At 72.2% G+C, this 17,285-nt stretch carries 15 protein-coding genes; 7 read left to right on the top strand and 8 right to left on the bottom strand.

Translation table 11 applies throughout. The features are described from left to right. The first annotated feature begins 105 nt into the window (after positions 1–105). Genes ACIQPR_RS38420 through ACIQPR_RS38410 form a run of 3 tightly spaced genes read left to right on the top strand, consistent with a single transcriptional unit; the run spans position 106 to position 3,096 of the window. The gene (locus ACIQPR_RS38420) at positions 106–1,131 is read left to right on the top strand and encodes a FecCD family ABC transporter permease (RefSeq protein WP_403658444.1); all 1,026 of its coding nucleotides are present in this window, start codon (positions 106–108) and stop codon (positions 1,129–1,131) included. Next, complete coding sequence (locus tag ACIQPR_RS38415; protein ID WP_403658441.1) at positions 1,128–2,201, top strand: FecCD family ABC transporter permease; 1,074 nt, start codon at positions 1,128–1,130, stop codon at positions 2,199–2,201. The genes ACIQPR_RS38420 and ACIQPR_RS38415 overlap by 4 nt, the downstream gene beginning before the upstream one ends. Before the next feature lie 4 nt (positions 2,202–2,205). Next, entirely contained in the window at positions 2,206–3,096 is an 891-nt protein-coding gene (locus ACIQPR_RS38410) for an ABC transporter ATP-binding protein (RefSeq protein WP_403658438.1), read from the top strand. 48 nt (positions 3,097–3,144) lie between these two features. On the opposite strand, the gene ACIQPR_RS38405 is transcribed toward ACIQPR_RS38410, so the two are convergent. Further along, entirely contained in the window at positions 3,145–4,098 is a 954-nt protein-coding gene (locus tag ACIQPR_RS38405; RefSeq protein ID WP_403658435.1) for a methionyl-tRNA formyltransferase, read from the bottom strand. Positions 4,099–4,181: 83 nt separating this feature from the next. Here ACIQPR_RS38405 and ACIQPR_RS38400 point away from each other — a divergent pair, with 83 nt between their 5' ends. Beyond that, positions 4,182–5,504 (top strand): lysine N(6)-hydroxylase/L-ornithine N(5)-oxygenase family protein, encoded by a 1,323-nt coding sequence (locus ACIQPR_RS38400; protein ID WP_403658432.1) that lies wholly within the window; start codon positions 4,182–4,184, stop codon positions 5,502–5,504. A gap of 111 nt (positions 5,505–5,615) precedes the next feature. On the opposite strand, the gene ACIQPR_RS38395 is transcribed toward ACIQPR_RS38400, so the two are convergent. The 3 genes from ACIQPR_RS38395 to ACIQPR_RS38385 form a co-directional block, all read right to left on the bottom strand. Beyond that, the gene (locus tag ACIQPR_RS38395) at positions 5,616–6,266 is read right to left on the bottom strand and encodes an isochorismatase family protein (protein WP_403658430.1); all 651 of its coding nucleotides are present in this window, start codon (positions 6,264–6,266) and stop codon (positions 5,616–5,618) included. Positions 6,267–6,325: 59 nt separating this feature from the next. Next, positions 6,326–7,825, bottom strand: a complete 1,500-nt coding sequence (locus tag ACIQPR_RS38390) for an amidohydrolase (RefSeq protein WP_403658427.1) — start codon at positions 7,823–7,825, stop codon at positions 6,326–6,328. A gap of 61 nt (positions 7,826–7,886) precedes the next feature. Beyond that, the gene (locus ACIQPR_RS38385) at positions 7,887–9,677 is read right to left on the bottom strand and encodes a ricin-type beta-trefoil lectin domain protein (RefSeq protein WP_403658920.1); all 1,791 of its coding nucleotides are present in this window, start codon (positions 9,675–9,677) and stop codon (positions 7,887–7,889) included. Between the two features lie 419 nt (positions 9,678–10,096). On the opposite strand from ACIQPR_RS38385, the gene galU reads away from it, so the two are divergent. Then, a complete protein-coding gene (gene galU, locus ACIQPR_RS38380; protein ID WP_403658424.1) occupies positions 10,097–11,083 on the top strand; it encodes a UTP--glucose-1-phosphate uridylyltransferase GalU in 987 nt (328 codons plus the stop codon). 69 nt (positions 11,084–11,152) lie between these two features. Here the strand turns inward: galU and ACIQPR_RS38375 are convergent, their stop codons facing one another. After that, positions 11,153–11,590: a DUF4442 domain-containing protein gene (locus ACIQPR_RS38375; RefSeq protein WP_403658917.1), complete on the bottom strand. Its 438-nt coding sequence runs from the start codon at positions 11,588–11,590 to the stop codon at positions 11,153–11,155. A gap of 153 nt (positions 11,591–11,743) precedes the next feature. Between ACIQPR_RS38375 and ACIQPR_RS38370 the strand changes: the two genes are divergently transcribed. Next, on the top strand, positions 11,744–12,760 hold the full coding sequence (locus ACIQPR_RS38370; RefSeq protein ID WP_403658422.1) for a hypothetical protein: 1,017 nt from the start codon (positions 11,744–11,746) through the stop codon (positions 12,758–12,760). A gap of 73 nt (positions 12,761–12,833) precedes the next feature. Next, on the top strand, positions 12,834–14,141 hold the full coding sequence (locus ACIQPR_RS38365; protein ID WP_403658419.1) for an MFS transporter: 1,308 nt from the start codon (positions 12,834–12,836) through the stop codon (positions 14,139–14,141). Here ACIQPR_RS38365 and ACIQPR_RS38360 read toward each other — a convergent pair. The 3 genes from ACIQPR_RS38360 to ACIQPR_RS38350 all read right to left on the bottom strand — a co-directional run bounded on the left by ACIQPR_RS38360 (position 14,103) and on the right by ACIQPR_RS38350 (position 17,270). Next, on the bottom strand, positions 14,103–14,894 hold the full coding sequence (locus ACIQPR_RS38360; RefSeq protein WP_403658914.1) for a spermidine synthase: 792 nt from the start codon (positions 14,892–14,894) through the stop codon (positions 14,103–14,105). The two genes, ACIQPR_RS38365 and ACIQPR_RS38360, sit on opposite strands and share 39 nt — an antisense overlap. Positions 14,895–15,107: 213 nt before the next feature. Beyond that, positions 15,108–16,277, bottom strand: a complete 1,170-nt coding sequence (tuf, locus tag ACIQPR_RS38355) for an elongation factor Tu (RefSeq protein ID WP_403658416.1) — start codon at positions 16,275–16,277, stop codon at positions 15,108–15,110. 270 nt (positions 16,278–16,547) lie between these two features. Continuing rightward, positions 16,548–17,270, bottom strand: a complete 723-nt coding sequence (locus ACIQPR_RS38350) for a DNA alkylation repair protein (protein WP_403658413.1) — start codon at positions 17,268–17,270, stop codon at positions 16,548–16,550. Positions 17,271–17,285: the final 15 nt, after the last annotated feature.

Here is a 17,285-nt window from a genome sequence, read left to right as displayed (position 1 = left end):
ACTGAGGTTATGCTCACCTAAGCTGCTGGCCGGGCTGTCCGGTGGTCCGCCAACAGGGCTCCGGAGCACGGAAGATGACCCGGAAGACGACATGGAGACCCGCACGTGGCTTCAGGCAGAAGGCTTCGCACCACGGTGCTGGTGACCCTCGTCGTCGCCCTCCTGGTACTGCTGTCCCTGCTGTCCGTCGCGCTGGGCGCGCTCAGCGTCCCGCTCGACCAGGTGGTGCGGTCGGTGCTCGGCCATCCGCCCAGCAGGCTGATCGACAACGTGATCTGGTCGGTCCGGGTGCCGCGCACCCTGCTCGGCCTGACGACGGGCGCCGCGCTCGGCCTGTCCGGCGCGCTGATGCAGGCCCTGACCCGCAATCCGCTCGCTGACCCGGGAATCCTCGGGGTGAGCGCGGGCGCGTCCTTCGCGATCGTCCTGGCGGTCGGCGTGCTGGGGGCCACCTCGCTCTACGGCTATGTGTGGTTCGCGTTCGGCGGGGCGCTGGTCGCCAGTGTCGTGGTCTTCTTCCTGGGGCGGCTCGGCAGGTCCGGGGCGACTCCGGTCAAACTGGCGCTCGCCGGGGTCGCCGTCACCTCACTGCTCCAGTCCTTCACGAGCGCCATCGTGCTGACCGACCAGGACGCCCTGGACCGCTACCGCTTCTGGTCGGCCGGCACCCTGGCCGACCAGGACTCCGGCGACCTGGTGCGCGTCCTGCCCTTCCTCGCCGTGGGCGCCGTACTGGCGCTGTCCTGCGCGCCCGCCCTCAACAGCATGGCCCTCGGCGACGACGTGGCCGCCTCGCTGGGACGGCGGCTGGGTCTGGTCCGGCTCCAGGGGGTCACCGCGGTCGTGCTGCTGACCGGCGCGTCCGTCGCCGTCATCGGGCCCGTGGTCTTCCTCGGTCTGGTCGTCCCGCACATCGCCCGGGTTCTCGCCCAGTGGGTCGGCATCGGCCCCGACTACCGGTGGCTGCTGCCGCTGTCCGCCGCGCTGGCGCCCGTGCTGCTGCTGTCCGCCGACATCCTGGGCCGGATGGTGGACCGCCCGAGCGAGATCCAGGCCGGTGTCCTCGTCGCCTTCCTCGGCGGCCCGTTCTTCATCGTCCTGGTCCGCCGCCGGAAGCTCGCGGAGGTATGAGAGTGTCCGCACCACCGTCACCGGCCGCCCTGGGCAACCGGCCGTTCCGGCTCACCGTCCCGCCGGTGTCCGGCGTGCTGCGCCCGCGCCTGCTCCTCACCGGGGTCGGCGTCGCGACCGGCGCGTTCCTGCTGTTCTGCTGGGGTCTGACCATCGGCGACTATCCCGTGGCGTTCACCGACGTCATCAGGGCGCTGTGGGGTTCCGGCGACGCGGGCACGGTCATCGTCGTCCAGGATCTGCGGCTGCCGCGCGCGCTGGTCGGGCTGCTGGTGGGGATCGCGTTCGGGGTGTCCGGGGCGGTGTTCCAGACGATGACCCGCAATCCGCTGGCCAGCCCCGACATGATCGGGCTCACCGAAGGAGCCGGAACCGCCGTGGTGGCGGCGGTGGTTCTGGGCTGGACCGGCGGACTCGGCCTGTCCACACTGGGGTTGCTCGGCGCCCTGGTCACCGCGCTGCTCGTGTACGCGCTGGCGTGGAAGGGCGGGGCCACCGGGTACCGGATCATCCTGGTCGGCATCGGGGTGTCCTGGATCTGCTCCAGCGCCACCAACTTCCTTGTGGCGCGCGGCAACCGCTTCGAGGCGGAGGCCGCCCTCGGCTGGCTGGTCGGCAACCTCAACGGCCGGACCTGGGGCCAGGTCGACTCCCTGGCCGTCGCGCTCGCCGTGCTCCTGCCCGTGACGCTGGGCATGGGGCGCTGGATGCGCACGCTGATGCTCGGCGACGACGTGGCCGCCGGACTCGGCACCCCCGTCCAAGTCGTGCGGCTGGCACTGCTGTTGGCCGGGGTGGGGCTGGTCGCGTTCGGTACGGCGGCGGCCGGTCCGGTGGCGTTCGTCGCGCTGGCCTGTCCGCAGATCGCCCAGCGGCTGGCGGGCACCTCGTCGCCGCCCCCGCTCGTCTCCGGTCTCACCGGCGCGTTCGTCGTCCTCGGTTCGGACCTCCTCGCCCGCGAGGCGGTCCCGGGGACGGAACTGCCGGTCGGTATCGTCACCGGCGCCCTGGGCGCGCCGATCCTGCTGTGGCTGCTCATCCGCGTCAACCGCGCGGGCTCTGGAGGCTGATCGCATGTCGACCACTGACCCGCGCGCCCCGCGGACGTCCGAATCGCCCGCCTCCGGGCCCGAGTTGCGGGCACGTGATCTTCATCTCGCCTACGACGGACGGGCGGTGGTCGAGAACCTCGACCTCACCGTGCCGACCGGCCGGATCACCGCCATCGTCGGCGCCAACGCCTGCGGGAAATCGACCCTGTTGCGGGCGCTCGCCCGGCTGCTGGCCCCGCGCCAGGGCGTGGTGGAGCTGGACGGCGTCGCGCTGCGGTCCGTGCCGACCCGTGAACTCGCCCGCAAACTCGGCATCCTGCCGCAGACCCCGGTGGCGCCCGAGGGGCTGACCGTCCTCGACCTGGTGGGCCGGGGCCGGTCCCCCCACCAGACCTGGTGGCGGCAGTGGTCGGCCGCCGACGAGGAGGCCGTGCACGCGGCCCTGGAGGCCACCAACCTCACCGAACTCGCGGACCGTTCGGTGGACGAGCTCTCCGGCGGCCAGCGGCAGCGCGCGTGGATAGCCATGGCGGTCGCCCAGGGCACGCCCGTGCTGCTCCTGGACGAGCCGACGACGTATCTCGACCTCGCCCACCAGATCGACGTGCTCGACCTGATCACGGACCTCAACCGGCGCGAGGGCCGCACGGTGGTGATGGTCCTGCACGACCTCAACCAGGCCTGCCGGTACGCCGATCACGTCATCGCCATGAAGGGCGGCCGGATCGTCGCCGAGGGCGCGCCCGCCGACGTGGTCACCGAGGCGACCGTCGAGGACGTCTTCGACCTGCGCTGCCGGATCACGCCCGACCCGGTCAGCGGCACCCCGCTGGTGATCCCGCTGGGGCGGCACCACCACGACGGCCACAACTCCCCGGCCCAGGACACCGTTTCGGCCTCGGCCGGCGACTGATCCGCGGTGCGGGCCCCCATCGGCGGCGACAGGGGCCCGCACGGCCCGTCAGGGCCGGGACCTCAAGTACCCGCCCATGGTGCGGAAGTAGTCGCCGGCCGCGTACTCGGTGCCGTCGTCCGTGCGCACCCGGCGCACCAACAGGCCGCGCCCGCGCCCGTTGTGGGCCTCCGGGCCGGCCACGACGACCACGCCGTCGCCCTCGCGGATGAAGATCCGGCCCGGGGTGCCGCCGTAGCGTCCCTCCGAGACGGCCGCCGAGACGATCCTCAGCCGCTCGCCGCGGTGGAAGGCGTACGCGTTCGGGTACGGGTCCGACTGGGCCCGTACGAGGCGCTCCAGGCGTTCCGCGGGCCAGCTCCAGTCGATCCGGCTGTCCTCGGCCGAGCGCTTGTGGAAGAAGCTGGCGCGGCTGCGGTCCTGCGGCACCCACTGGCCGGCGTCGCGGCCGGAGGCGATCAGGTCGAGCGACTCGCGCACGATGGGCGCGATGAGGTCGACGGTCCGGTGGAACAGGTCGGTCGCGGTGTCGGTGGGGCCGACCGGCACCGAGCGCTGGATCAGGATGTCCCCGGCGTCGAGTTCGCCGTTCATGCGGTGCGCGGTGACGCCGACGCGCGGCTCGTCGTTCAGGAGCGCCCAGATGATCGGCGAGAAGCCCGCGTACGACGGCAGCAGCGAGTCGTGGACGTTGAGCGTGCCGTGCGGCGGGAGGTCGAACAGCTCCGGCGGCAGCCAGGTGCGCCAGTTGTTCGCGACGATGATGTCCGGCCGTGCTTCCCGTACGGCGTCGAGGAGTTCGGCGTCGTCGGGGCGGTTGCGCAGCAGGACGGGGACGTCGTTCTTCTCGGCGAGTTCGGCGACGTTGTCGTCCCAGATCTTCTCGTAGGCATGCTCACTTTTCGGGTGGGTGACCACGAGAACGACCTCGTGGTCGGAGTCCAGCAGCGCCTGGAGCGTGCGGTGACCCCAGGTCTGATAGCCGAGCATGACGACCCGCATGACGGTCCTTCCCTTCAACGACTCATTGCAAGGTAAGCCTTACCTTATCTAGCATTGGGCTGCCTGAGGGAGGCGATGCCACGGTGAAGTCACCGCTACTGGATTCCGAAGTGGTCCACGACATACTCGGAATCGGATTCGGTCCGTCAAATCTCGCTCTGTCCATAGCGGTTGAGGAGCACAACAAGAGCCTTCCGGCAGACAGCCGTCTCAACGCCCTGTTCCTGGAACGCCAGCCGCGCTTCGGCTGGCACCGGGGCATGCTCATCGACGACGCCACGATGCAGGTGTCGTTCCTCAAGGACCTGGTCACACTGAGGAACCCCACCAGCGACTACAGCTTCCTCTGCTTCCTGCGCGAGCAGGGCAGACTGATCGACTTCCTGAACCAGAAGACCCTCTTCCCGCTGCGCGTGGAGTTCCACGAGTACTTCGAGTGGGCCGCCGAGCGCGTCTCCCACCTCGTGTCCTACGACAGCGAGGTCGTCTCCGTCGACCCGGTGCGCGGCGACGACGGCGAGGTGGCCTTCTTCGACGTCACCAGCCGGGACCCGGCGGCGAACGGCGCGACCGTGACCCGACGGGCCCGCAACATCAGCGTGGCCATGGGACTCGAACCGCATGTACCGCCAGGTCTTGAACTGGGCGAACGGCTCTGGCACAACAGCGAGTTGATCCCCCGCGCGACCGAACTCGCCGCCGCGGGACAGCCGGTGCGGCGGGCCGTGGTGCTCGGCGCGGGCCAGAGCGCCGCCGAGGCGGTCGACTATCTGCACCGCACCTTCCCGGACGCCGAGGTGTGCTCGGTGTTCGCCAAGTACGGCTACACCCCGGCCGACGACAGCCCGTTCGCGAACCGCATCTTCGACCCGGAGGCGGTGGACGTGTACTTCTCGGCGCCCTCCGAGGTCAAGCAGTCGCTCCTCGACTACCACCGCTCCACCAACTACTCGGTGGTCGACATGGACCTGATCGAGGCCCTGTACGCCACCGCGTACCGGGAGAAGGTGGCGGGACGGGAGCGGCTGCGCTTCCTGAACGTCTCGCGGGTCCGTGCCGTGGACCCCGGGGCGGACGGCGGTCTCGACGTCGCCGTGGAGTTCCTGCCCACCGGCGAGAAGCAGGTCCTGGCCGCCGATGTGCTGGTGCTCGCCACCGGTTACCGGCCGCGCGACCTCGGTTCGCTGCTCGGCGAGGCGGCCAAGCTCTGCCTCAGGGACGACGGGGACGAGATCCGCGTGGGCCGGGACCACCGGGTCGAGACCGTCCCGGAGGTGTCCGCCGGGCTCTATCTCCAGGGCGGCACCGAGCACACCCACGGGCTGACCAGCACCCTGCTGTCGACGGTCGCGGTCCGGGCGGAGGAGATCCACCGCTCGGTGCGGGCCACGAAGGTAGCCGTCTGACCCGCCACGACTCCCCGGGCCCGGAGGGTACGGTCCCTTCCGGGCCCGGGGTTTTCTCCTGCGTGGGAGGCGCCGAGTCCGCTGCGTGGGTGGCACCGAGTCCGCCTGCGGTCAACGGCGTCGGGACACCGGCTCACCGAACACGTCCACGACGCCCCGTACGGTCCGCACCGCGCCGCAGGTCGCCGCGATCCAGTCCACGGCCATCCGGTGGTCCTCGTGCGCCCGGTCGGCCACCGCGTCCGCGACGACGAAGGGCTCCATGTCCTGCATCCAGGCGTCGGCGGCGGTCAGCAGCACCTGGGTGCGTGCGAACACCCCGACGATCACCGGCTGGTCGCGCCCCAACTCCGCAAGCCTGCGCCGCAGTCGGGTGCCCGCGAAGGCGCTGAACCGCTTGGCGACCAGCACGCTGTCGCCGACCTGCGGCCGGATCGCGTCCGCGATGTCCCGGGAGTCCTCGCCGCCGGGCAGCCGCGGATGCCCGAAACTGCTCTCGCGCCCGTCCGGTTCACGCTCGGCGGTCTTGAGGGTGTAGAGCACGGGGATGCCCGCGGCCCGCGCGGACTCCGTCAACAGGCCGACTCCGGTGAGGAGTTGCCCGACCGGCGCGGAGGACTCGCGCAGCACGTGCAGGAAGTGGTTCTGGACGTTCAGGACGACCAGGGCGGCCCGGCGCGCGTCGACGGACCAGCCGGTGCGGTCCGGGGGCAGGGCGGCGGGGCCCGGCATGTCGTACGGGATCATGTCGGATGACGGCATGCGTGTCGGCCTCTCACCGGTCGTCGGACGTCGAGGGGGACTCGGGACACCGGACCGGCTCAGTAAGGGCCATGGGTCCAGCGGCCGTTCGTCATCGTGGCGTGCACGGGCATCCCGCGCAGGGTGTCCGGATCGGCGTCCAGCGGGTCGGTGTCCACGACCACCAGGTCGGCCGGGTCGCCGACCCTGATGCGCCGGCGGCCACGGGCCGCGGCGACCAACGCGTCCCGGACGGAGAGGCGTTGCTCCGGGTGCCAGGCGGGGCGTTCGTCGTGGGTGCGGCTGACCGCCGAGGCGATGGCGAGCCACGGGTCGAGGGGCGAGACCGGGGCGTCGGAGCCGAACTCCAGCCGGGCGCCGGCGGCGAGCAGGTCGCGGTAGGCGAAGGCGCGTTCGGTCCGTCCGGCCCAGTGCCGGTCCGCCACGTCACGGTCGTCCGTCGCGTGCCGGGGCTGGACTCCCGCGATCACTCCCAACTCGGCGAATCTCGGGAGGTCCTGGGGGCTCAGCAGCTGCGCGTGCTCGATCCGGCCGCGGCAGCGCACCGCCTCGAAGGCGTCCAGGGCGACGGTGTTGGCGCGGTCGCCGATGGCGTGCACCGCCGGTTCGATGCCGTGCGCGGCGGCCCGCCGCATGAGCCGGACCAGTTCGCCGGGGGCGGTCTGCTCGATGCCGTGGGCGCCGTCCGTGCCCTCCAGGCCGGGGTAGGGGTCGCGGCACAGGGCGGTGCGGGTGTTGAGGGAGCCGTCCGTGAAGAGTTTCAGCGGGCCCACGCCGACCAGACCGCCGATCGCGTCCCCGGTCCGCAGCCCGCGCTCGATCGCCGCGTCCAGATGACTCGGATACACCGCGGCCGACACGCGTACGGCGGGCCGGAACCGGGCCGCGCGGCGTTCCCAGTCCGCGACCGTGTCACCGAACTGGAAGTCGATGACGCCGGTGACCCCGCGCGCGGCAGCCGCCGCGCAGGCCTCCTCGATCCAGCCGTCGAGCACGTCGGCCGGGGTGGTGGGGAGGGCGGCGAGGACTTCGTGGGCCTCGTGCTCGCGGATCAGTCCGGTGGGGTGGTCGGCGCGGCCGACGAGCGCGAGGCAGGCCGAGTTGAACCACGCGGCGTGCAGGTCGGCGCTGACCAGCGCGACCGGCCGGCCGGGCAGCACCGCGTCGAGCAGCGCCTTGTCCGGGGCGTCGGGCCACAGGCCGTCGCGGAACCCGTAGCCGTAGAGCACCGTGCCGTCGTCCGCGCCGGCCTGCTGCCGGACCAGGTCGGTCACGGCCCGCGCGGAGTCCGTTCCGGCCAGGTCCAGCCGGTGCCGGGCGCTCGCCCATTCCGCGAGGTGGACATGGGCGTCCCACAGGCCGGGCAGCAGCACCCGCGCGCCGAGATCGAGGACGGGTCCGCCGTCGGTCCCGGGGACGTCCGCGGTCGCGTCGGTCTCCGGGACGACATGGGTGATCCTGCCGTCCGCCACCCGCAGCCGGGCGGGCGGTCCACCAGCGCCGAGCCGCACTCCGGTGAGCGTCCACCCGGACGCCGGGGCGCTTGCGGTGTCTGCCATGCGAAACCCCCTAGGTAAAGTTAGCCTTACCTTACCTCCAATGCAACGCCGGGCCGCCGGTTCAATGCCGGGCCGGGGCGAGCCCGGTGAGGACGCCGGCGACCGTGCCGGTGACAGTGTTCACGACATCCCCGACAGCCGTCAGCACCGGCTGCACGGCTCCGGTCACCGGCGCCGCGGCTTCGCTCACCGACACGGGCACCGGCTGCGGCGCGGGGTCCTCGCAGCAGGCGACCTGCGCGGCGCGGGGCCTGTGCTGCGGTTGGTCCTGCCGGGGCACATCGGTGGGGGGCGACTGCGGAACGACACCGCCCTCGGGCGGCGACGGAGCGTCGCCGCGAGGCGTGCCGCCCCCGCCCTGCGGCCCCCGGCCGTCCGCCGGTCCGCCGCCCCCGGTCCCCGTATCGGCGGCGGATCCGAGCGCCCAGCGCTGCCCGGCCGACCCGTCGCGGCCCACCAGCACGATTCGCGCGCCCTTCCTCCCGTCCGCCGGAGCGAGGGCCAGCCCCGCCCGCCAGCGGAGCAGCAACTCGCCCCGCACCGTCAGGTCGTAGTGCACCTCGCCCGCGTGCACCAGGCACCCGCCCAGCGCGACCGTGCCCCTGGTGGTGTCGGCGGCGAGGCACAGCCCGGGATCGTCGAGACTGCGCAGCAGACCGTCCTGGTCGTACGACCACTGCTGTGATCCGGCGGTGGAGCAGGCGGCCAGCGTGGCGGCGGCGCCGGACCGCACCCGCCCGCCGGACACGTCAAGGCAGAGCCCGGAGGCGAGGGCGCGCAGTGCACCCTGCTGGACGACGTCCCCGCCGACGGCTCCCTCGCCGACCGCGCCGGCGGCCGACTCCGCGCCGCCCGACGAGGGCACCGCGACCGGGCTCTGGCGGGTCGAACTGCCGCTGGGCGCACCCCAGGTGACCCGCGGGTCGGGGGTGCCGCCCTGGGACCAGCCCTTGGCGACGAGCACGGTCGCGAGCAGCGCGAGGGAGGTCAGGCCCACGCCCACGGCGGCGGCCTTGGGGTGCCGTCGCGGGAAGGCGAGCAGACCGTCCGGGGTGGGACGGTGGCGGCCCATCGGGCGGCGGGTGGCACGGGTGGCGGTCTCGGGTGTGGCCCGGCCGGGCCGCGAGTCGAGGTAGCGGCGGGCGCCCCAGCCGAGGACGGTCTCGGCGAGCAGCACTTCGAGGCCGCCGTCGAAATGGCTCAACTGCTCGGCCGCGAAACGGCAGTAGCGGCACGTCATCAGATGGCGTTGCACATCGGGCAACAGGCTGCCGCCGCGACGGATCGGGACGTCGAGGAGACGGTGGTAGTAGCGGCATTCCGGGGTCGGCGCGAGTTCCAGGTGGGCGCGGACGCAGCCCGCCCTGAATTGTTCCCGCGCCTGCTCCAGCGCGGCACTCGCGGTGGCCTCGTCAACGCCCAGCAGACCGGCCGGTACGGATATGGGTTCGGCCTCGACCTCGGTGTGCCACAACAGGCATTGGGAGGCGCCCGGGAGCCTGCCGAAAGCGCGTTCCGCGAGCTTCCGCCTTTCGGCGGTGCCGGGCCTGGCCGCGCGCAGACCGCGGGCGCCCGTGGGTTTGCGAAGTTCCGGCAACAGCGCGGGAATTCGTTCGTCGGCGGCCCACTTCTTCACCATCTCCCTTACCGCCACAAGGAGTTGGGGGCGCAGGGCGCCGCCGGTCACCCGGCCGGCGAGTACCTGGTGGAAGGCGGCGCCCGCCACCATGGACGCCGAAGTCCCGGCGGTGGCGAGGCAGATGGCCGCATATTCACTTGTCGCCTGCCAGTGGCGCGCGAGCAGCAGGGCGACGGCACGGGTGCCCGCGCCTTTGTCGCCGAGTTGCGCCACGAGATTGCGGTCCGACTCCCCCGGACTCGATCCGGGGCGAGGCGGGAACGGCGGTCGTGGGGGGTAGGGGGATTGCACGGGACCATTTCCTTCCAAGCCGCGGGACGGCACACGAATGCCCGACCATCGGAAAGCAGGTGCTTGATTGGTGCATACCTATGAGATGTCAGAAACGACCCTGACCATTGCCTTCTCACGGCCGACCTCATGAGGTGGCTCACACTCGCACAAGCCCCTGACAGGAAACAAGAAGTTGGGGTGACTGTTGTTCAAAACGCGATGAATTCAGATTGGTTACCGACGGTATCCACAGGCGTCTCCACGAAATCTCCAACTCTCCCGACGACTAAGGGAGTCGCACAGGGAACTCCGAGGTTTCTCCCGGGGTGCTCAAATCACCGTGGGCCACCATGATCCGCATGATCGCCCCCCACTCTTCAGCCAGCTCCGCGTCCGCCCCCGTCCCCACGGTCCGCAAGGCGGTCGTGCCGGCCGCCGGGCTCGGCACGCGGTTCCTGCCCGCCACGAAGGCGACACCGAAGGAGATGCTCCCGGTCGTCGACAAGCCCGCGATCCAGTACGTCGTCGAGGAGGCCGCGGCGGCCGGTCTCGACGACATCCTGATGGTCACCGGCCGGCACAAGCGCGCCATCGAGGACCACTTCGACCACGCCTTCGAACTCGAACAGGCCCTGGCCGCCAAGGGCGACACCGTGCGCCTGGACGCCGTACGCGATCCCGCGCGCCTCGCCGACATCCACCACATCCGCCAGGGCGACCCGCTGGGCCTGGGCCACGCGGTGCTGTGCGCCCGCCATCACGTCGGCGACCAGCCGTTCGCCGTGCTGCTCGGCGACGACCTGATCGACCCGCGCGAGACCCTGCTCAGCCGGATGCTGGAGGTCCGCGAGCGGTACGCGGGCAGCGTGGTCGCCCTGATGGAGGTCCCGGCGGAACAGGTCCACCTCTACGGCTGCGCGGCCGTCGAACCGACCGGCGAGGACGGGGTCGTACGGGTCACCGACCTGGTCGAGAAGCCCTCCCGCGAGGACGCGCCGAGCCGCTACGCCGTCATCGGCCGCTACGTCCTGGACCCCGCGATCTTCCCCACCCTGGAGCGCACCCCGCCCGGCCGCGGCGGCGAGATCCAACTCACGGACGCCCTCCAGGAGTTGGCCGGTGACGGCACGGTCCACGGGGTCGTCTTCGACGGCCTGCGCTACGACACCGGCGACAAGGCCGACTATCTGCGCACGGTGGTGCGGCTGGCCTGCGACCGCCCGGACCTGGGGCCCGAATTCGTCTCCTGGCTCAAGGAGTTCGTGACGGGACTGGAGGACGCGGCACCCGCCGAGAGCGAGCACGAGAACGAGAACGGGCACGAGAGCGAGCGGTTCGCGGCCTGAACTCCGCACGCGCGAGGGCCCGGTCACGCGGTACGCGGCGACCGGGCCCTCACTGCTGTCCCGTGCCGGTCAGCCGTTCGGCCGGAGCGTCCAGACGACCGTCATCTCGCCCGTCACGGCGCCGTCCTCGCGCTGGATGGCGACGGTCACCGGGAACTCGGGGCGCGTGCCCGCGTCGAGTTCGGCGACGACGTCGGCGGCGGGACGGCCGAGGGTCGCGGTGGCCTTCACCGGGCCGAGGGCGATCTTCTTGAACGCGATCTCGGCGTTGACCGGGAGCGGCACGGCCCGCGAGAGCTGGTCGCCGAAGGCGGCGAGGACGATCGCGCCGCTGGCGGACTCGCCGAGGGTGAACATGGCACCGGCGTGCGGCCCGCCGACGTGGTTGCGGTACTCGCTCTGGTCCGGCAGGGCCAGCACGGCCCGCTCCGGACTGGTCTCCAGGTACTCCAGGTTCAGGGTCCGAACCATCGGCACCGTGGCGGCGAGCAACTCGCCTATGGACATCTGGTCTGCGCTCATGAGCCGTATGTTACCCACGGGTAGTCAATCCGGGCCAGACCTGTGCGCCGGCAAACACCGACCGGTCCCCGAGTTGGTACGACCCTGACAAGGCCCGGTGACCCCACCGTGTCCCGGGCCGCACTAGGGTTACTGCCCATGTGGCCAGGACAGCAGCCGCCCGGGGGCGAGCAGAACCCGCAGCAGAACCCGTACCAGCAGCCGGGGTACCAGCAGCCGAATCCGTATCAGCAACCCGGCTACCAGCAGCCCAACCCCTATGGGCAGCAGCCTCAGTGGGGTGCTCCCGGCCCCGCCGGCGGACCGCAGCCGCCGCAGGGCGGGGGCGGCGGAAACCGCACGAAGCTGGTCGCGATCGTCGCCGCCGCAGCCGTCGTGGTGGCCGCCGCGGTGACCGGATTCCTGGTCCTGGGCGGCAAGAAGGACGACAAGGCGGACGGCGGCAAGGACACGTCGAGCCGGTCGCCCTCGGCATCCGCGGACCCGAGCGCCTCCTCCTCCGGCTCGGACGACAACCCGCGCGGCGGCGAGACCGAGCAGCCGACCATCGCGGGCTGGAAGGTCGTCGTCAACCAGAAGTACGGCACCGCCTTCGACGTCCCCGCCGACTGGGAGGTGGGCAAGCCCGGCACCTTCACCTTCTTCGAGGACGAGCAGAAGGGCGACGGCTCCCCCTACATCGGGTTCTCCGCGCCCGCCTATCTCAAGCAGGACTGGTGCGAGTCCGACGACAACAAGGACGGCACCAAGGAGACCTCGTCGCTCGCGTCCAGCGGCACCAAGGGCGAGGACGGCGCGAAGGACACCGCGAGCACCGCGCGCGGTGACGCGGCGGCGTTCGCGTTCGGCGGGTACACGGACCAGAAGGACTCGTCCAAGAAGTACCTGAAGATCGGCGCGGCGAAGTCGTACACGACGAAGTCGGGGGTCGTCGGCAGCGTCGCCACCTCGTACACGAGCGGTGTGCCGAAGTCCGGCAAGTGCTCCACGGACGGCAAGGCGACCACGTTCGCCTTCAAGAACTCGGCGGGCGACTTCGTCTCCTGGACGCTCTACGGCGCCAAGGGCGTCAGCGAGGAGATCCCGGACGCGACGATCCAGAAGATCCTCAGCACCGTACGGCTGCACGGGGATCCGACGGGCAGCACTGGCTGACGTCCGGCCGGTTGGCCGGATTCTGGCGGCAAATGGTTTGGCAGGCGGTGGCGCGGGCGGCGATAGTCGGCCGGTGAACGACACCGCCGCCCCCCGCCACCCACGCCGTCCCGAGTGGGCGGGCCGCAACTACACCCTGCTGACCACCGCCGCGGTGGCGACCGGACTGGGTGGCAGCGGCGCGCTGATCGCCGCCGCGTTCGCGGTGCTGGACGCGGGCGGCGACGGCGGCGACGTGGGACTGGTGGCCGCCTCGCGCACGCTGCCGCTGGTGGTGTTCCTGCTGATCAGCGGCGCGCTCGCGGACCGGGTGCCCCGGCACCGGGTGATGGTCGCGGCCAACGCCCTCAGCTGTGTGTCGCAGGCGGCCTTCGCGGTGCTGGTGCTGGCCGGTGAGCCACGGCTGTGGCAGATGATGCTGCTGACCGCGCTCGGCGGCACCGGGCAGGCGTTCTTCGGTCCGGCCGCCGAGGGCATGCTGATGTCCTCGGTGAGCGGGGAGCAGGCGGGCCGGGCCTTCGCGGTGTTCCGGATGGCGATGCAGGGCGCGTCCCTGGGCGGCGCGGCACTCGGCGGCGCGCTGGTCGCGGCGGTCGGCCCCGGCTGGGTGCTCGCCCTCGACGCGGCGATGTTCGCGGTCGCCGGGGCGCTGCGCGCCTTCCTCGACGTGAGCCACATCCCGCCGCGCGCGCCGGGCGGCGGGATGCTGGCCGATCTGCGCGACGGCTGGCGGGAGTTCGTCGGCCGCCCCTGGCTGTGGTCCATCGTGCTGGCGTTCTCCGTCGCCAACGCGGTCGTCGGCGCGGCCGACGGTGTCTACGGCCCGCTCGTCGCCCGGGACAGCCTCGGCGGCGCGGGTCCCTGGGGGCTGGCCCTGGCCGCGTTCGGCGCGGGCACGGTCGCCGGTGCCCTGCTGATGACCAGGTGGAAACCCCGCCGGCTGCTCCTCGCGGGCATGCTCGGCATCTTCCCGCTGGCCCTGCCGTCCGCCGCGCTGGCGATACCGGTGCCGGTGGGCGTCCTGTGCGGGGTGATGTTCGTCGCCGGAGCGACCGTAGAGGTGTTCGGGGTGTCGTGGATGACCGCGCTGCACCAGGAGATCCCCGAGTCGAAGCTCTCCCGGATCGCGGCCTACGACTGGTTCGGGTCGATCGCGCTGATGCCGGTGGCCGCCGCGGCGGCGGGCCCCGCGGAGTCGGCCTTCGGCCGGACGGCGGCCCTGTGGGGCTGCACCGCCCTGGTCGCGCTGGTCACGGCGGTCGCGCTGTGCGTGCCGGAGGTACGGAACCTGCGGCGGCGCACCGGACCGCACGGCCAGGAGGAGCCGAAGGCCGTGAACGGCTCAGCCGATCCCGAACGCTCCGTCGGGGGGCTCGGGTGACGGTACGGCGTCCGCGTCCCGGACGGGCCGCGCGTCGCCGATGAACTCCCTTACCGCGAGCCCGTGTTCGAGCCGCGCGGGGAAGACGTCCGAGGCCACGAGCCGGGTCAGGGCCACGGTGTCGAGCGGCCGGTGGGAGGCGACGAGCACCGCGTTGCCGAACCGGCGTCCGCGCAGCACCCCCGGTTCCGCGATCAGCGCGAGCTCCCCGAACACCGCGCCGAACGTGGCGAGTTGAGAGCGCAGGAACGTGAAGGGGGCGGAGTCCGCGAGGTTGGCGAGGTAGTACCCGTCGGCACGCAGCACCCGTGCGGCCTCGCGAGCGTACGCCACGGAGGTCAGGTGGGCCGGTACCCGCGTCCCGCCGAAGACGTCCGCGACGACGACGTCCGCCGAACCGTCCGGTGCCGCCTCCAGCCAGGCCCGGGCGTCGGTGCCGTGCACGGTGATCGCGGCGCCGTCCGGCAGCGGCAGCTGCTCGGCGACCAGCCGCAGCAGTCCCAGGTCCGCCTCGACGACGTCCTGCCGCGAGCCGGGCCTGGTCGCCGCCAGGTAGCGGGGAAGGGTGAGCGCTCCACCGCCCAGATGCACCACGTCCAGCGGGCGGGCCGGCTCCGCGACGGTGTCCAGCACATGCCCGAGCCGGCGCGTGTACTCGAACTCCAGGTGCGTCGGCGCGTCCAGGTCCACATAGGACTGCGGTGCCCCGTCGACGGTGAGCAGCCAGGCCCGCGCCCGGTCCAGGTCGGGCATCAGCTTGGCGGTCCCGTGATCGACCTCCCGGATCACGGGAACCGGCTCGTGCGCCGGTATCGACTCGTCCACGGGTGTCGGCTCGTTCACGGGTCCATTGTGCCGGGGCCGGGCGGGGGGACGCGGGCGGGGCGGCACCGCTCGCCCGCGCACGCGCGAAGGTGCCCGCCCCCGTGGGGACGGGCACCCCTTGGGGACGGGCACCCCGTCCGTTCAGCCGACCTCGGTCACCGTGCCCGCGCCGACCGTCCGGCCGCCCTCACGGATCGCGAAGCCGAGCCCCGGCTCCAACGGGACCTCCCGGCCCAGCTCCACCGACATCGTGACGGTGTCCCCGGGCCGCGCGACCGCCACCGCACCGAGGTCGATGTCCCCGACCACGTCCGCGGTCCGGATGTAGAACTGCGGCCGGTAGCCGGTCGACACCGCGGTCGTACGACCCCCCTCGCGCGCCGACAGGACGTACACCCGCGCGGAGAAGCGGCGGCTGGGCACGACGCTGCCGGGCGCCGCGACAACGTGCCCGCGACGGACCGCGTCGCGCGGCACCCCGCGCAGCAGCAGCGCCACGTTGTCGCCGGCCTGGGCCTCCGCCATGGGCTTGCCGAAGGTCTCCAGGCCGGTGACCACCGTGTCGACGGCGGCCCCGAGCACTTCGATCCGGTCGCCCACCCGGACCGTGCCGCGCTCGATCGCCCCGGTGACGACGGTCCCGCGCCCGGTGATCGTGAGCACGTTCTCGACCGGCAGCAGGAACGGCGCGTCCAGGTACCGCTCGGGCATGGGCACATACGTGTCCACGGCGTCGAGCAGCGCGTCGATCGACGCCGTCCAACGCGGGTCCCCCTCAAGGGCCTTGAGGCCGGACACCCGGACGACGGGGACGGCGTCGCCGCCGTAGCCGTTCGCCGTGAGCAGTTCGCGGACCTCCAGCTCCACGAGGTCGGTCAGCTCCTCGTCACCCGCGTCGGCCTTGTTGAGCGCGACCACGATGTGGTCGACGCCCACCTGCCGGGCGAGCAGCACGTGCTCGGCGGTCTGCGGCATGATCCCGTCGAGCGCGGAGACGACGAGGATCGCCCCGTCGAGCTGCGCGGCCCCGGTGACCATGTTCTTGACGTAGTCGGCGTGGCCGGGCATGTCGACGTGCGCGTAGTGCCGGGTGTCGGTCTCGTACTCGACGTGCGCGATGTTGATGGTGATGCCGCGCTCGGCCTCCTCCGGCGCCCGGTCGATCCGGTCGAACGGGACGAAGGTGGACGCGCCGCGCTCGGCGAGGACCTTGGTGATGGCGGCGGTCAGGGTGGTCTTGCCGTGGTCGACATGGCCCATCGTGCCGATGTTCAGATGCGGTTTCGTGCGGACGTATGCCGTCTTGGACATGGCGGTACCTCGAAGCCTGGTGAAGTGGAATGCGGGTACCCCGAGGACTCACCGACCCTCCCCCTGCGGGGTCCGCCGGACGATCCGGAGAGGGTCAGCTTCGGGCGCCGTCGGCCGCGAGGAGCGGAACAGGCACGGCAGCGGCAGCCTTCGGGGCATCCGCGACCGCGGATGCTGCGAGGTGGAAGGCGTACCGGAACATGGCTCCGATCATTGCCGACGCTTTGCCCCGCGTCGAACGATTTACGCGGGCCGGGGAGTTCGGGCCCTTCAGGCCCCGATGTTCTTCAGGGCCTCGCGCACGGACAGCGGCGCGAACCGCCCCTTCTCCCTCGCCAGGAACCCGCGTACCGCCTCCGGGTCCGTCTTCGCGTACTCGCGCAGGCACCAGCCGATCGCCTTGCGGATGAAGAAGTCGGGGTGCCCGGACTGGCTCAGGCAGTACGCGAAGAGGCGTTCGGTGTCGGTGCGCTCCTTGTGGCGCAGTTGGTGGAGCAGGGCCGTGCGCGCGACCCACAGGTCCTCGTCGAGGATCCACGCGTCCATGTCGGCCCGCAGCCCCGGATCGGCGGCGACCAGGCCTCCCACCACGTGGGCGGCGAGGGCGTCGACGGTGTCCCACCACGGGTTCGTGGAGACGAGATGGCGGGCGACCGGGAGGAAGCCGGACGTGCAGTGCCTCACATGGCGGCGCAGGTAGTCCACGGCGAAGTACTGGTACTCGCGCTCCGGCAGTTGCCAGCAGCGCAGCGCGACCGCGGCGCAGTCGGCCTCGTCGGGGCGGGGCGTGCCCTCCAGGACCGTGCGGGACAAAGCCCTGCGTACGGGCGTGGTCAGCCCCAGGAAGGGCGCGACGTCCTTCATGTAGGCACGCATCGGTACGGCCCGTTCCGGGTCGGCCGCGGCGGCGTACGTGGCGGTGAGCCGCTCCAGCACGGTGTCGGCGAGAACACTTCCCGGCACTTTCGGGGTGCCCGCACCTGTGACGCTCATGAGACGAACCATACG

This window comes from Streptomyces sp. NPDC091280, assembly GCF_044768565.1.
GTDB lineage: Bacteria > Actinomycetota > Actinomycetes > Streptomycetales > Streptomycetaceae > Streptomyces.
Note: the sequence above shows the minus strand (reverse complement) of the source record. Positions and strands in the feature narration are given on the sequence as shown.

Bases quoted from the DNA above. Each gene is read 5' to 3' on its own strand.
- ACIQPR_RS38415 (WP_403658441.1), top strand. From the start codon at position 1,128: ATGAGAGTGTCCGCACCACCGTCACCGGCCGCCCTGGGCAACCGGCCG.
- ACIQPR_RS38410 (WP_403658438.1), top strand. From the start codon at position 2,206: ATGTCGACCACTGACCCGCGCGCCCCGCGGACGTCCGAATCGCCCGCC.
- ACIQPR_RS38405 (WP_403658435.1), bottom strand. From the start codon at position 4,098: ATGCGGGTCGTCATGCTCGGCTATCAGACCTGGGGTCACCGCACGCTC.
- ACIQPR_RS38395 (WP_403658430.1), bottom strand. From the start codon at position 6,266: ATGCCGTCATCCGACATGATCCCGTACGACATGCCGGGCCCCGCCGCC.
- ACIQPR_RS38360 (WP_403658914.1), bottom strand. From the start codon at position 14,894: ATGCCCGACCTGGACCGGGCGCGGGCCTGGCTGCTCACCGTCGACGGG.
- ACIQPR_RS38375 (WP_403658917.1), bottom strand. From the start codon at position 11,590: ATGTCCATAGGCGAGTTGCTCGCCGCCACGGTGCCGATGGTTCGGACC.
- ACIQPR_RS38350 (WP_403658413.1), bottom strand. From the start codon at position 17,270: ATGAGCGTCACAGGTGCGGGCACCCCGAAAGTGCCGGGAAGTGTTCTC.
- ACIQPR_RS38370 (WP_403658422.1), top strand. From the start codon at position 11,744: ATGTGGCCAGGACAGCAGCCGCCCGGGGGCGAGCAGAACCCGCAGCAG.
- tuf (WP_403658416.1), bottom strand. From the start codon at position 16,277: ATGTCCAAGACGGCATACGTCCGCACGAAACCGCATCTGAACATCGGC.
- ACIQPR_RS38390 (WP_403658427.1), bottom strand. From the start codon at position 7,825: ATGGCAGACACCGCAAGCGCCCCGGCGTCCGGGTGGACGCTCACCGGA.
- galU (WP_403658424.1), top strand. From the start codon at position 10,097: ATGATCGCCCCCCACTCTTCAGCCAGCTCCGCGTCCGCCCCCGTCCCC.